The 13,571-nt window shown below is 42.2% G+C and carries 16 protein-coding genes; 12 read left to right on the top strand and 4 right to left on the bottom strand.

What is annotated here, in order from left to right; genetic code table 11:
- Positions 1-128: 128 nt before the first annotated feature.
- A complete protein-coding gene (locus tag PL85_RS03470) occupies positions 129-497 on the top strand; it encodes a DUF3693 domain-containing protein (RefSeq protein ID WP_115339782.1) in 369 nt (122 codons plus the stop codon).
- Between the two features lie 151 nt (positions 498-648).
- Here PL85_RS03470 and PL85_RS18800 read toward each other — a convergent pair whose 3' ends face one another.
- Complete coding sequence (locus PL85_RS18800; RefSeq protein WP_013856898.1) at positions 649-990, bottom strand: hypothetical protein; 342 nt, start codon at positions 988-990, stop codon at positions 649-651.
- A 258-nt stretch (positions 991-1,248) separates the two neighbouring features.
- On the opposite strand from PL85_RS18800, the gene ccoN reads away from it, so the two are divergent.
- The 11 genes from ccoN to ttcA all read left to right on the top strand — a co-directional run bounded on the left by ccoN (position 1,249) and on the right by ttcA (position 11,244).
- Positions 1,249-2,676: a cytochrome-c oxidase, cbb3-type subunit I gene (ccoN, locus tag PL85_RS03475; protein ID WP_026027333.1), complete on the top strand. Its 1,428-nt coding sequence runs from the start codon at positions 1,249-1,251 to the stop codon at positions 2,674-2,676.
- Between the two features lie 12 nt (positions 2,677-2,688).
- Positions 2,689-3,303, top strand: coding sequence for a cytochrome-c oxidase, cbb3-type subunit II (ccoO, locus tag PL85_RS03480; RefSeq protein ID WP_013856896.1), 615 nt, complete (start codon positions 2,689-2,691; stop codon positions 3,301-3,303).
- Positions 3,304-3,312: 9 nt separating this feature from the next.
- Positions 3,313-3,489 (top strand): CcoQ/FixQ family Cbb3-type cytochrome c oxidase assembly chaperone, encoded by a 177-nt coding sequence (locus PL85_RS03485; protein WP_010320252.1) that lies wholly within the window; start codon positions 3,313-3,315, stop codon positions 3,487-3,489.
- Complete coding sequence (gene ccoP / locus PL85_RS03490) at positions 3,486-4,463, top strand: cytochrome-c oxidase, cbb3-type subunit III (RefSeq protein WP_013856895.1); 978 nt, start codon at positions 3,486-3,488, stop codon at positions 4,461-4,463. Before PL85_RS03485 ends, ccoP begins: the two co-directional genes overlap by 4 nt.
- Positions 4,464-4,549: 86 nt before the next feature.
- Entirely contained in the window at positions 4,550-5,029 is a 480-nt protein-coding gene (locus PL85_RS03495) for a FixH family protein (protein ID WP_017042885.1), read from the top strand.
- Positions 5,030-5,032: 3 nt separating this feature from the next.
- Positions 5,033-7,405: a heavy metal translocating P-type ATPase gene (locus PL85_RS03500; protein WP_115339783.1), complete on the top strand. Its 2,373-nt coding sequence runs from the start codon at positions 5,033-5,035 to the stop codon at positions 7,403-7,405.
- On the top strand, positions 7,406-7,576 hold the full coding sequence (gene ccoS, locus PL85_RS03505) for a cbb3-type cytochrome oxidase assembly protein CcoS (RefSeq protein WP_013856892.1): 171 nt from the start codon (positions 7,406-7,408) through the stop codon (positions 7,574-7,576).
- Positions 7,573-8,253, top strand: coding sequence for a sulfite exporter TauE/SafE family protein (locus PL85_RS03510; RefSeq protein WP_064625189.1), 681 nt, complete (start codon positions 7,573-7,575; stop codon positions 8,251-8,253). Before ccoS ends, PL85_RS03510 begins: the two co-directional genes overlap by 4 nt.
- Positions 8,254-8,341: 88 nt before the next feature.
- Positions 8,342-9,094, top strand: a complete 753-nt coding sequence (locus PL85_RS03515) for an FNR family transcription factor (RefSeq protein WP_010320258.1) — start codon at positions 8,342-8,344, stop codon at positions 9,092-9,094.
- A 127-nt stretch (positions 9,095-9,221) separates the two neighbouring features.
- Positions 9,222-10,169, top strand: coding sequence for a universal stress protein UspE (gene uspE, locus PL85_RS03520; protein WP_094134124.1), 948 nt, complete (start codon positions 9,222-9,224; stop codon positions 10,167-10,169).
- 142 nt (positions 10,170-10,311) lie between these two features.
- Complete coding sequence (gene ttcA, locus PL85_RS03525) at positions 10,312-11,244, top strand: tRNA 2-thiocytidine(32) synthetase TtcA (protein ID WP_013856889.1); 933 nt, start codon at positions 10,312-10,314, stop codon at positions 11,242-11,244.
- 66 nt (positions 11,245-11,310) lie between these two features.
- Here the strand turns inward: ttcA and PL85_RS03530 are convergent, their stop codons facing one another.
- Genes PL85_RS03530 through PL85_RS03540 form a run of 3 tightly spaced genes read right to left on the bottom strand, consistent with a single transcriptional unit; the run spans position 11,311 to position 13,566 of the window.
- Positions 11,311-11,973, bottom strand: a complete 663-nt coding sequence (locus PL85_RS03530) for a DUF2987 domain-containing protein (RefSeq protein WP_115339784.1) — start codon at positions 11,971-11,973, stop codon at positions 11,311-11,313.
- Positions 11,974-11,975: 2 nt separating this feature from the next.
- A complete protein-coding gene (locus PL85_RS03535) occupies positions 11,976-12,782 on the bottom strand; it encodes a glucosaminidase domain-containing protein (RefSeq protein ID WP_017044710.1) in 807 nt (268 codons plus the stop codon).
- Entirely contained in the window at positions 12,775-13,566 is a 792-nt protein-coding gene (locus PL85_RS03540; RefSeq protein ID WP_026028002.1) for a DUF2189 domain-containing protein, read from the bottom strand. Before PL85_RS03540 ends, PL85_RS03535 begins: the two co-directional genes overlap by 8 nt.
- Positions 13,567-13,571: the final 5 nt, after the last annotated feature.

Here is a 13,571-nt window from a genome sequence, read left to right on the forward strand (position 1 = left end):
AGCGACCAGAGCGGCCTAATATCGAATTTTGGATAGTGTAGTTTCCATAAAGCAGGATTGTAAATATGCAAAAAACAGTATTAGTAAGCTAGAATTGAGAAATAAACAGACAGCAGGAGTGATTGAAAATGTATGCCAACGAGCTGCTAGACGCCTATAAAGACGCTAAAAGATACATACAAGATAAGCAAATAGCGCATGATTTGAACTTATCACCTCAAAAGCTAAGTAACGTAAGGAAAGGAATTCGCTATCTCACTGAATCAGAGGCAATTTTTATTGCAAATGAAATTGGAGCAGAGAAAGAAACTGTATTGGTATATTTAGCGGCAGATAAAGCAAAAACGTACGAAGCGAAACAAGCTTGGGCGAACATAACAAAAAAGTATAACGGGCTAGGATTAAGAACAATATCAATGGGTTGCGGAGCATTGGCGTTAGCGATTAGCACGCCTAAAGAAGCAGTATTACAGTGCGCATTATATATCTTATGTTAAATTGAAAATGATTATATTTTAGCGTATGAATATTTCCTTCCTCTTTTCTATCTATCCTCATGACATTAAACATAATCAGTATTTACCATAAAATACCTAATAACTAGTCTGATAATCGAAGATTTCATTCTAGTTATTATTTAGTAAGAGTTTATATCGAGGATCTTTTTCCAATTATCTTGAAAGTTATAGGTTTATTGGGTGAATTTGGTTGGATTATCCAGTGGTCGGAATGTTGAATAAGTGTTCCATTTGTATGTATTTCTAGTTCAGGAATTCGTGGCCCAATTATGTATTGATTTGGGTTTTTATCATCTTTAATCACTATAATTTCCTGTTCATTTACAAATACAGAACAATTTGGCGTTGGAGTGCAGCTCGTCATGTCGACGTTTTGATAAGAAAAAGTCCTCCAGAAAAAAGCGACCAAAAGAATGAGTAATGTGATTAGTATTTGAGCAAACCTGTGTTTTGTAAGCTTTTCTGAAGCCATGATGCTTCCTTCCTCGTGTAACAAACTTCAAAGTTTTGAAATAAAAGGCCAAATCCTGAACAACTGTAAGGTTACTACTCTGTCATTGAATTGTTAATTGCAGTATAGTTGACGGTTGAAAATGCCACTTTTTTTTAAAGTCAGCAATAGATAGTAACGTTCTGATAAAGCAGTATTTCTATTGTGGATTTGGGGGGCATTACGACATGTGTCGTGTTGGAAGTAAAGTGTAGTTAATTAGAAATTGGAAGCATGCAAATGAGCCAAGAAAAGCAGCTTGAACAAAACTACAACTATACAGTTGTTCGGCAATTTACCTTAGTGACTATTCTCTGGGGTATTGTTGGTATGGCTGTAGGTGTTTTGATTGCCGCTCAATTAGTTTGGCCACAGCTAAACTTTGATACGCCGTGGTTGACGTACAGTCGCTTACGTCCTCTGCATACTAATGCGGTTATTTTTGCGTTTGGTACAAGTGCCCTCTTTGCAACATCTTATTATGTTGTTCAGCGTACTTGTCAAACTCGTCTATTTGGTGGTCCTCTTGTGCCCTTCACCTTTTGGGGATGGCAAGCCATTATTTTATCTGCAGCAATAACTTTACCTTTGGGTTATACCTCCGGTAAAGAATACGCGGAATTAGAATGGCCAATTGATATCGCCATTGCTCTTGTATGGGTATCTTATGCGATAGTGTTTTTTGGAACACTCGTCAAACGTAAGACGGCACATATCTATGTGGCAAACTGGTTCTTCGGAGCTTTTATCCTTACTGTTGCTGTATTACATATTGTAAATAGCATGGCAATCCCTGTTTCTATGGGTAAATCGTATTCAGTTTACGCTGGGGCGGTGGATGCTATGGTTCAGTGGTGGTACGGTCATAATGCGGTGGGTTTCCTGCTTACTGCCGGCTTCCTTGGTATGATGTATTACTTTGTACCAAAACAAGCTGAACGCCCTGTTTATTCATACCGTTTATCGATTGTTCACTTTTGGGCTTTGATCTCTCTTTACATTTGGGCTGGTCCGCACCATTTACACTACACTGCTCTGCCTGACTGGACTCAGTCACTTGGCATGGTGATGTCGTTGGTGTTGTTTGCTCCTTCATGGGGCGGGATGATCAACGGGATCATGACGTTATCTGGTGCTTGGCATAAACTGCGCTATGACCCAATCTTACGATTCCTCATCGTTTCATTGTCATTCTACGGAATGTCTACGTTTGAAGGACCAATGATGTCGATTAAGACAGTTAACGCACTGTCACACTACACCGACTGGACCATTGGTCACGTGCATTCTGGAGCTCTAGGCTGGGTTGCAATGGTGTCGATTGGTTCGGTATACCATTTAATCCCTCGCTTATTTAACCAAGAACGTATGTACTCTGTTGGTCTGATTAATGCTCACTTCTGGTTAGCGACTATTGGTACGGTGCTCTACATCGTTGCGATGTGGATTTCAGGTGTTATGCAGGGCTTGATGTGGCGTGCTGTTAACTCTGACGGTACGTTAACGTACAGTTTTGTTGAGTCTGTCCAAGCCTCTTACCCATTCTATACCGTTCGATTCATTGGTGGATTTATCTTCTTAGCAGGTATGTTCCTGATGGCTTACAACACGTATAAAACGGTTTTTGCACCAGATAATAGCTTAAAAGCTATTCCTCAACCGGCATAAGGAGATGAAAGAATGAGTTCTAATAATCGCCATGAAATCATCGAACGTAATGTCGGTTTACTGGCTATTTTCATTATTTTTGCCATCAGTTGGGGAGCCTTGGTTGAAATCACGCCATTGATTTTCCAAAAGCAAACTACTGAGCCTGTTGAAAATCTTAAGCCCTACACTGCGCTGCAACTTGAAGGCCGCGATATCTATATTCGCGAAGGTTGCAACGTTTGCCATAGCCAAATGATTCGCCCATTCCGTTCCGAAACGGAGCGTTATGGTCATTATTCGGTGGCTGGTGAAAGTGTTTGGGAGCATCCATTTGTGTGGGGTTCGAAGCGGACTGGGCCTGATTTGGCTCGTGTTGGTGGTCGTTATTCTGATGAATGGCATCGAGTTCACTTGACTAATCCTCGCGAACTAGTTCCTGAATCAAACATGCCCGGTTTTCCTTGGCTAGCAAAAAATGTGTTGGACGGCAAGCTTACGCAAAGCAAACTTGAATTATTCCGTAATCAGTTTGGTGTGCCGTATACCGATGAACAAATCGCGAATGCAGCAAAAGATGTCGAAGGGAAATCAGAAATGGATGCAATCATTTCTTATCTTCAATCTCTTGGTCACGCAATGAAGTAAGGGGTAGTTATGGATATCGGTACTATTCACAGTATTTGGACCATAGTGCTGTTCGTCTGTTTTATAGGCGTAGTGTGGTGGGCCTATGGCAAAAACCGTAAAGCTCGTTTCGATGAAGCGGCTAACCTCATTTTTGCCGATGAACAGCCCAAATCCTCTAAGGAACAAGGAGTGACTAAACAATGACGACATTTTGGAGTCTATGGGTCATCATCATTACGGTGGGAACTTTGCTGGGCTGTGCGATTCTGCTCGTTTGGTGTTTAAAAGACAAAATGGGAGTGGAAGAAGGCTCGGATATGGGCCATGAATACGATGGTATTCGTGAGCTCAACAACCCTTTGCCTAAATGGTGGACCTATCTTTTTATTAGTACGTTTATTTTTGCCGCTATCTATCTGACCCTTTATCCCGGGTTAGGTAGTTTTAAAGGTGTACTTGGTTGGCAAAGTTCAGATCAAACCATTCGCTCTCTTGATGAGTCCAAAGCCTCGATTGCAAATGCGCAAAACAATAAAGTGTTAGTGCAGTATGCAAAAGAGTTAGATGACGCAAATACCTACTTTGGTGAAGCATTTAAACGCTTAGCTTATACTGGCGGCGGTTCAGATTTACGCCCTATTCCTGAAATTGCAGCAGATTCTGATGCATTGAAGGTTGGTCAGCGTTTATTCTTACAAAACTGCTCTCAGTGTCATGGTTCTGACGCTCGTGGTCAAAAAGGCTTTCCGAATCTAACCGATAATGCTTGGTTATATGGTGGTGAACCAGAAGCGATTGTGACCACTATCCGACATGGTCGTATTGGACAAATGCCAGCTTGGAAAGATGTCCTCGGTGAGCAAGGTGTGAAGGAAGTGGTGAGTTATACCCTAAGCCTTTCTGGGCGTTCTGTGAACGTTCGAGAAGCGGAAGCAGGTAAAGCTCGCTTCGTCGTTTGCGCCGCTTGTCATGGTACGGATGGTAAAGGTAACCCTGCGTTTGGAGCACCTGATCTTACTGATAACGATTGGTTATTTGGTGACTCAAGAGCCGATGTTACTCAAACGGTCATGCATGGCCGATCAGGTGTTATGCCTGCTTGGAATGACATTCTCGGTGAAGATAAAGTTCAACTGGTTGCTGCTTACGTGTGGAGTTTAAGCAATACAGAGAACTAATTGCACAACAAAGGCAGCTCTTTATTAGGGCTGTCTTTCTTCTCTTTTTAATAAGCCTTCTTTATTTTGTTGTTGAGAACTTTTTTATGGTAACTCCTTGGTATAAACAATTCTGGCCGTGGTTTCTGATCATCTTACCGTTAACTGTGGTGATATGGACGATTGCAACGGTTATCGTCTTTTCTCAGAATTCAGTGTCATTGGTGACAGAGGATTACTACAAAAAAGGCAAAGGCATTAATATTGACCTATCAAAAATTAACGAAGCGAAAGCATTAAAGCTCAGCTCGGAAGTCTACTCTGAGGGTAATGATATTATCTTCAAATTTAATAAAGGTGAGCTTGAACACTACCCCGCGATTAAAATGATGTTTGCTCATCGGACACTGCCAGACCGTGATTTCACACAACTTGTCGCATCGGATGCACAAGGTATATATCGCATTACCCTGCCTGCCCCGTTACAAGGCCCTTGGTTCATCGAACTCACTCCTCACAATGAGGAGTGGTTAATTCAAGGTCGAGTAACGTTTCCAATGCCAACTTCTACTCAATTAATGAATTAAACTATGTGCAAAGCGTGTTACCACTGTGGTGAAGATGTACCAGCCAACACGGATTATAAAGTTGATATTCTAGGTAAAAGCAGAGATATGTGTTGTCCCGGTTGTGAAACCGTGGCTAAAACCATTGTAGAGAGTGGCCTAGTATCTTATTACCAATACCGAACGACCACTGCAGATAAAGTGGAGCTTGTGCCAGAGCAGCTCAAAGCACTCATTCATTATGATAATGATGATGTACAAGCAGAGTTCGTTCGTAACGACAACGAAACGTCCGAAGTGACGTTATCGTTAGAAGGTGTTTCCTGTGCGGCTTGTGCTTGGTTAATTGAAAAACAACTCTCTCATAAAAATGGGGTAATTTCGATAAGGGTCAATACCACTACCAACCGTGCTTTACTCAGTTGGGATAAGACACAAACACGACTCAGTGAATTACTCTCCACTATTCATAAATTAGGTTATAAGGCTGCCCCTTTTGAAGCAGACGCACATGAGGCAGCCTACCATCAATCAATGAAGCAATATCTTTATCGCTTGGGTATTGCAGGTCTAGCCACCATGCAAGTGATGATGCTTGCTGTGGCGCTCTATCTTGAGGTCTTCGGTGATCTTGATTCTGAGTTTCGCAATTATTTTCGTTGGGTTAGCTTGATCTTTGCAACCCCCGTACTTTTATACTCTGCCCTTCCCTTTTACCTCAATGCTTGGCGAAGCATTAGAGGCAGAACATTAGGTATGGATGTCCCTGTTTCTATCGCTCTTATTTTTGCGTATGTTGCTAGTCTGATAGCGACAGTGACCGAACAAGGCGAAGTCTTTTTTGAATCCATTTCAATGTTTACCTTTTTCTTACTGATTGGACGATTTTTAGAGATGCGGGCGCGTAGAAAAGCCGCGGCGGCTAGCGGCAATTTACTGAAATTGATCCCTGCGGTTGCAACTACGTTGGATGGCCGTCAAGTGCCTGTAAAAACTCTAGCTCTTGGTGATCGAATTCGCGTGTTGCCTGGAGAACACGTCCCTGCTGATGGTCGAGTGTTGAATGGGCGTATTCATATTAATGAATCAATGTTGACCGGTGAATCAGTACCCGTTGTCAAAACAGTCGGTGATGCTGTTTTTGCTGGTACATTAAATGGCGATGAGTCTTTCGAGTTGGAAGTCACTGCATCTAAAGCGGATTCCGTTATTTCCAATATTGTTAGACTGCAAGATGAAGCTCAAATGTCTAAGCCTAAGATTGCAGAAATTGCTGATATTGTCGCGAGATATTTTGTGGCTGTAATTTTGATTATTGCAGCAGCCACTTGGTTTTATTGGCACCAGACAAAACCTGAAGATGCATTTTGGATCATGTTAGCGGTCTTGGTGGCAACCTGCCCGTGCGCGCTTTCTCTTGCCACCCCTACAGCCATCACTTGCGCTACATCACGAATGGGTGACTTTGGTATTTTATTGAGAAAAAACCATGTCTTTGAAACACTTTGTAAAGTTAACCATTTGATTATTGATAAAACGGGAACGTTGACCCGTGGTGATATCGAAATTAGTGACGTTGAGTTGCATGGTGATATAGACGAAAACCATTGTTTGGCGCTAGCCGCTGCTTTGGAGCATCATGCCAATCACCCCATTGCCAGAGCGTTTGCGCAATATCGTAATGACGAGTTTCGTGTTGAGCATGTGCAGAATATGATTGGGTCTGGTATTCAAGGTAAATATTTAGGCGGCGATGTTCGTATCGGCAGCGCCGAATTTGTTTTGAACGACATCAGTGACGATCGAGCAAATCGGATTTATCTGTCGCTCAACGGGCAACACATTGCGACCTTCACGTACCGCGATCCTATCCGTAGTGAAGCGAAACAATTTATCGATCGTTTCCATCAGGAAGGAATTAAGATCACGCTATTAACGGGTGACTCTCAACTTAATGCACAAAGTGTGGCCGCCGAAATGGACATCGATATTGTCGTATCGAATGCCAAACCAGAAGATAAACTGAGTTACTTAAAGTCGTTACCAGATGATGATATCACCATGATGATTGGCGATGGCATTAATGATGCGCCAACGCTTGCTGGTGCGCACTTATCAGTCGCTATGGGTGGTGGAACCGATGTCGCAAAAGCATCCGCAGATATGGTTTTACTTGGTGATAAACTCGACAGATTATTGGAAGCCAGAAGCTTAGCGTTAAAAGCTCGCAAAATCATTCGGGAAAATTTAGCGTGGTCACTTGGATACAATATTATTGTTTTGCCACTCGCCGTTGCGGGGCTGGTTGCTCCTTACATTGCCGTTGTGGGCATGTCGGCGAGTTCGATTATTGTGGTATCTAATTCTCTTCGACTACTCAAAAAGAGGGATAAGTAGATGGAAAGTCTTTATATATTGATCCCCATAGCGATCGTTTTGGTTACGATCGCCGTCATCATCTTTTTATGGGCAGTAAAGAGCGAACAGTTTGAAGATTTAGAACGCCAAGGACACAATATTTTGTTTGATGAAGATGAACTTACCTCATCAAAAGAAGAGAAAAAATGACCGCAGATTGGATTGGTGCTTTCTTTATCGGTTTACTTGGAGCTGGCCACTGTATGGGAATGTGTGGCGGGATTGCTTCTCTTTTGACCTTAGGTGAAAAGCGCAGTGATCGACTCCCAATACTGCTTGTTTTTTACAACCTTGGGCGTATTGCCAGCTATATGCTGTTTGGCGGTTTATTAGGAGGCCTCGCCGCCTCGCTATCCGAATTCTCTACACTTAATCATGCGTTGATTTGGTTGCGGCTCATTGCGGCAGGCCTAATGATTGTACTTGGATTGTATGTTGGGCGTTGGTGGTTTGGTCTGTTGAAGCTGGAGAAGGTTGGGCAAAAAATCTGGAGTTTTATTTCGCCTTTTGGGCAATCATTGCTCCCGCTGAGGAAAACGTGGTTCGCTCTCCCTTTTGGGTTTATCTGGGGGTGGTTACCTTGTGGGCTAGTTTACTCGGTACTGACTTGGTCTGTGGTGTCCGGTAGTGCACTGTCAGGGGCATTGGTTATGGCCTCTTTTGGTCTGGGAACCTTACCTGCGATGCTTCTTGTTGGTTATGGCGCGACTCGTTTGAAGAACATTCAACAATCACTCATATTTCGTCATTTTGCTGCGATTTTTATCATACTCTATGGTCTATACACGGGTTATGGAGCAGTGAGTATTTTATCATCTACGTGGTAGCTGTCTGATTTATGTCATCTTTTTTCGCTATCCTTTAGGGGTAATGGGTGCTAAAATATTGATGTACATCAAAAAGTGAAAGGTTGTTATGATTTCTGATAAGCCAGCGGCAAAGCGCATTCAATCTGGTGGTTGTGCAATTCACTGTCAAGATTGCAGCATTAGCCAGCTTTGTATTCCTTTTACTCTCAATGAATCTGAACTTGATCAACTTGATCAAATTATTGAGCGTAAAAAACCTATCCAAAAGGGCCAAGAGCTATTTAAAGCTGGTGACGACCTTAAGTCTCTCTACGCTATTCGCTCAGGTACAATTAAAAGTTATACCATTACTGAGCAAGGTGATGAACAAATCACTGCGTTTCATTTAGCGGGTGATTTAGTTGGTTTTGACGCGATCACTGATGATTCTCATCCTAGCTTTGCTCAGGCTCTAGAAACATCAATGGTATGCGAAATACCCTACGAAATTCTTGATGATCTTTCGGGTAAAATGCCTAAGTTACGTCAACAAATTATGCGCTTGATGAGTAATGAAATTAAGGGCGACCAAGAGATGATTCTTCTGCTATCTAAAAAGAATGCAGAAGAAAGATTGGCGGCTTTTCTTTATAACTTGTCGACTCGTTTCTCTCAGCGCGGCTTTAGCCCTAGAGAGTTTCGTCTGACAATGACTCGCGGTGATATCGGTAACTACCTTGGTCTCACTGTTGAAACGATCAGTCGTCTACTCGGCCGTTTTCAGAAGTCTGAAATCCTTAGCGTTAAAGGCAAATACATCACAATCCTTGACCATGACCAACTGATGGAACTGGCAGGCGTATCTAAAGAAACTAAGTAACTTCAATGAGGTAGCTCTTAAATGAGCTACGTCATACTTCTGTTAAAAACTCTCTTTTTTTCTAAAATTCTCGCTGGTTATGAGCTAAAGTAACTCTAACGCCCTCCTCCATAATTAAGGAGTCGATATGAGTATTTATAGCAAGATTCTGGTGGTTGCTGACATCAACCACGATGAACAACCCGCCCTTGCCAGAGCCATACAGTTAGCGCAGCAAAGCACGTCTTCTAGCCACATTACATTTTTTCTATCTATTTATGATTTCTCTTATGACATGACGTCGATGCTCTCTGTTGATGAACGTGATGCTATGCGACGTGGTGTTATCCATCAGCGCGAGCAATGGATGAGGAAAGTAGCTGAATCGTATATTGATAGTTCGATTCAATTTGAAGTAAAAGTGGTGTGGCATAACCGCCCTTATGAAGCGATTATTGCTGAGATATTTTACGGAGAACATGACATTCTGATCAAAGGGACGCGCAAGCATGATGTCCTGGAATCCGTTATTTTTACACCGACAGATTGGCACTTATTGCGTAAATGCCCAACTCCAGTGCTATTGGTTAAAAATTCAGATTGGCCACAGAATGCGAATATAATCGCTTCGGTACATGTGGGGTCAGAAAATCCGGCTCATATTGATTTAAATGATTGCATGGTTGAACAACTAAAAAGCCTCACCACTCGTTTAGGTGCGACGCCTTATCTTGTGAATTCATACCCTATTACGCCTGCGAATATTACCATTGAGTTGCCCGAGTTTGATCCAATGACCTACACTGATGCTGTTCGTGGTCACCATTTGATGGCAATGAAAGCATTGCGACAAAAGCATGGTATAGATGAATCGCAAACACTTGTAGAACAAGGCTTGCCTGAAGACGTTATTCCTCAAGCAGCTGAAAAGCTCAATGCGGCGATGGTTATTCTTGGTACGACGGGACGTACAGGGTTATCTGCGGTATTTATTGGCAACACGGCAGAACAAGTCATTGATAAAATTAACTGTGATGTTTTAGCATTAAAGCCGCATGGCTACGTAAGCCCTTTAGATCCTAAAACCTCTATTTAAAATGGTCTGATCTATCATCGATCCCCCTTGTCATAGGCGAGGGGGATTTTTTATCTTCCTTACTTGTTAGATCTGGCATCTGCGCTATTTATCCGTATCATACGCACTCTATTTTGTTTTAAAGATTAAAGACCAGACACTGATGACTGAGCAAATTCAAGAGCGCACCAAAGCTCAACAATATAATTTCAATAAACTTCAGAAGCGTATCCGTCGTAATACGGGTCAAGCCATTGCTGACTTTAATATGATTGAAGATGGCGACCGTATTATGGTATGTCTTTCTGGCGGTAAAGATAGCTTTACCATGCTGGATATTCTAATGAGCCTTCAGAAAAGTGCCCCTGTTAGCTTTGAGCTTATTGCCGTGAATCTTGATCAAAAACAGCCCGGATTTCCTGAACACATTCTGCCGCAGTACTTAGAGCAGCTAGGCGTTGAATATAAAATTGTCGAAGAAGACACGTATTCTATTGTTCAAGATAAGATCCCTGAAGGGAAAACCACCTGCTCACTTTGTTCACGCTTACGCCGCGGCATTTTGTATCGTACAGCCAAAGAACTCGGTGCGACGAAAATTGCGTTAGGCCATCACCGTGACGACATTCTAGAAACGCTATTTTTGAACATGTTTTATGGTGGAAAGATCAAAGGAATGCCACCTAAACTTGTGTCTGATAACGGTGAACATGTGGTAATTCGCCCTCTAGCCTACTGTCGTGAAAAAGACATTATCAAATATGCGAACATGCGAGAGTATCCGATTATTCCATGTAATCTATGTGGCTCTCAGCCAAACATGCAACGTCAAAACATTAAGCAAATGCTAAATGGCTGGGATAAACAGTTCCCTGGGCGCATCGAGACCATGTTTAGTGCAATGCAAAATGTAGTGCCTAGCCATTTGGCTGATTTCAAGTTGTTTGACTTTAAGTCGATTAACCGTGATTCAGGCGTTATTAATGGCGGCGACATTGGTTTTGATAAAGAAGAGATGCCAATCCTAGCGCTCGAAGATGAGGATAGCGTGATGGAGTTTGATCCTAGTTTGAAGTTGGATGTCACCAATCTTTGATATTCCTACAAAGATAAAACGAGTAAGGGCTGCGAATGCAGCCCTATTGATATTAGCCCAACATGTCTAATGTTTCGCTTTGGGAAGATAAGGTAACACGCGAACCGTTTCTTGTGGTAACTGCATCGATCCACCTTCACCCAGTTGACTGAGATCCACTTGGGCTTTGCCATTTTCTATGTTAATGGTTTCGCCGTTACTCAACTGAATGACCGAATTCAAATTATTGGCAAATTCGAGTGTGACACCAGAAACATCGGGTGTGAACCAACTCGCAAACATCCCGCCGAGCTCTTCCAGTAATTCTTGCATCTGAGGTAATAAGATGGCGACCTGCTGGTAAGATATTTCTTCTTTGAACTGCTCTTTTGCCATAACAACAGTCGAAAAGTCACAACGCATATCTTGAGGAGTATCGACAAACACTAACGGATTCGCTTGCCGTAAATGATCGTCTAAAGGAAGTAGTAGTTCGTGGTTGCTACTGACTTTCAACGCTTCATAGTGCTTTTCTTTTTCCATCCAAGCCTTCTCTATTGGGCAGAGCTGCTTGGTATTGGCATTAAGGAAATAATAAGCGACTTTGACATTGGGGTACTCTTCTTTCACGTTATTTTTCATTGTTGAAAACAACTTGGAGTATGTAAACATATACTCTTGAGCGTTAACGGGAAATGCGTTAGCAAAGCATAACGTTGTCAGTAATAAGGTAAGCGTTCTTTTTTTCATTATTATTCTGTCCAGAAAGGCTGATTGTGACGCATCATAGATTGAAGATCTTGCACATAAGCTTCTCCGCGCTCTGAGTATTTCAGTAAGCCATTGGTCATCTCCATGGCACTGTCAGCACTCAATAAATCGGCATTATTTTTTCTTAATCGAAAACGAATCTCTCGTAAATCATGATAAGCGGAGTTGCGGTTAACATTCATGAAGTAACCGTGGATTGACTCTTGAACAGAACCAAAACTCGCCACTTCGTGAGTCATACCTTCCACTCGTTGCAAAGGTACCAACCCACACCCTACACTGTAACACCATTGACCGAAATAGTTGTTTCCTTCAGTTGCAAAGCGAGAGGTTCCCCAAGCTGATTCATTCGCTGCCTGGGTCAAGACTAACGCTTCGGGTAAAATGTCAACTCTATGCAGCATGTTTTCTAACCAGGCGCTAGTGATGCCTTCCGCAGGAATCGGTACTTCATATCGCTTAGAGAGTTTTTGCGCCTCACTATAGTCACTTTTGGCTATCTGATTGCTTAGATGATGTTGTGCAATCCTCTCTAATATTTCACGCTCTCGCAAAACACGTAAATTTTCCCAAGCTATCCCTGGTTTTAAGAAAGAAAAAAAAGCATGCTTTTTCTCATTCACATCATCGATGGCTGAGAAGTCAGGCGCTTTTCCAACAGCTCTAGCACCTTGCAAAGATGGAATGTCGCTTTTGTAAGTCGTCTCAGTTGAGGTTTGCTTGACGTAATAAACGCTGCAGCTCACAACCACGAGCGAGATGGCGGTAAGTAAGATTATTTTACGCATTGAACACCTGAGAATTTGGATTATTGTCGGATTGATTAGTCGCTATGATCTTTAGTTTGATGCCGAACATATTGCGATAAATAATCCCTTTAGCATGGAAGAAGAAAGGTAATACAAAAATGAAACCTATCCCATAAAAGAGCGCGGCGGCAACGAACATCAGCATGATCACGGAATAAATCACGGCAATAGGAACGATTTTTTTATTTACTGCGCGTAAGGATAATAGCAGTGATTGCATAGGTGGAACCCGTTTTTCGCAGATCAATAAGATGGATTGGCTAAACGCAATACTCAAATACATTGATAGCAATGGGAAAATCATTCCTGCTACACCTTGCAGTAATAAGCTGAATAGCGTTGCTAAAATCACTGGGATGGTGAACTGTAATCCCTTACCTATATGTCTTGGCTGTGTTCTTAACCCAGCGACATGACTCATCGCCATTAAGCTCACGCCAGCATAAATAGGTGCACTAACGACCTCATAGCTAAAATTAGCCACAAAAATAGCTTGTACAATATTGCCTGTGAAAGCTTCTGGTGTTTCTAACGCATCCAAGATTAGTGATGGATCACCCAGTTGCAATTTTAAAGCAATATAGAAGATCGCAAGCTGCACAAATAAAAGAATCACGATGGAAGGAGAAAAGGAGATAAATTGCTTGATCGTACAATCCCATGCCTCTTTGAGCACGGCGTTGACTTTTAGCTCGTAATCTCCCTTGAGCGCATGCTCTACACTACCGCCTAAATTGAAATCTTTTTCAATATCATTATTCATAAAAT

The organism is Vibrio anguillarum (genome assembly GCF_001989995.2).
In the GTDB taxonomy this organism is placed as follows: Bacteria; Pseudomonadota; Gammaproteobacteria; order Enterobacterales; family Vibrionaceae; genus Vibrio; species Vibrio anguillarum.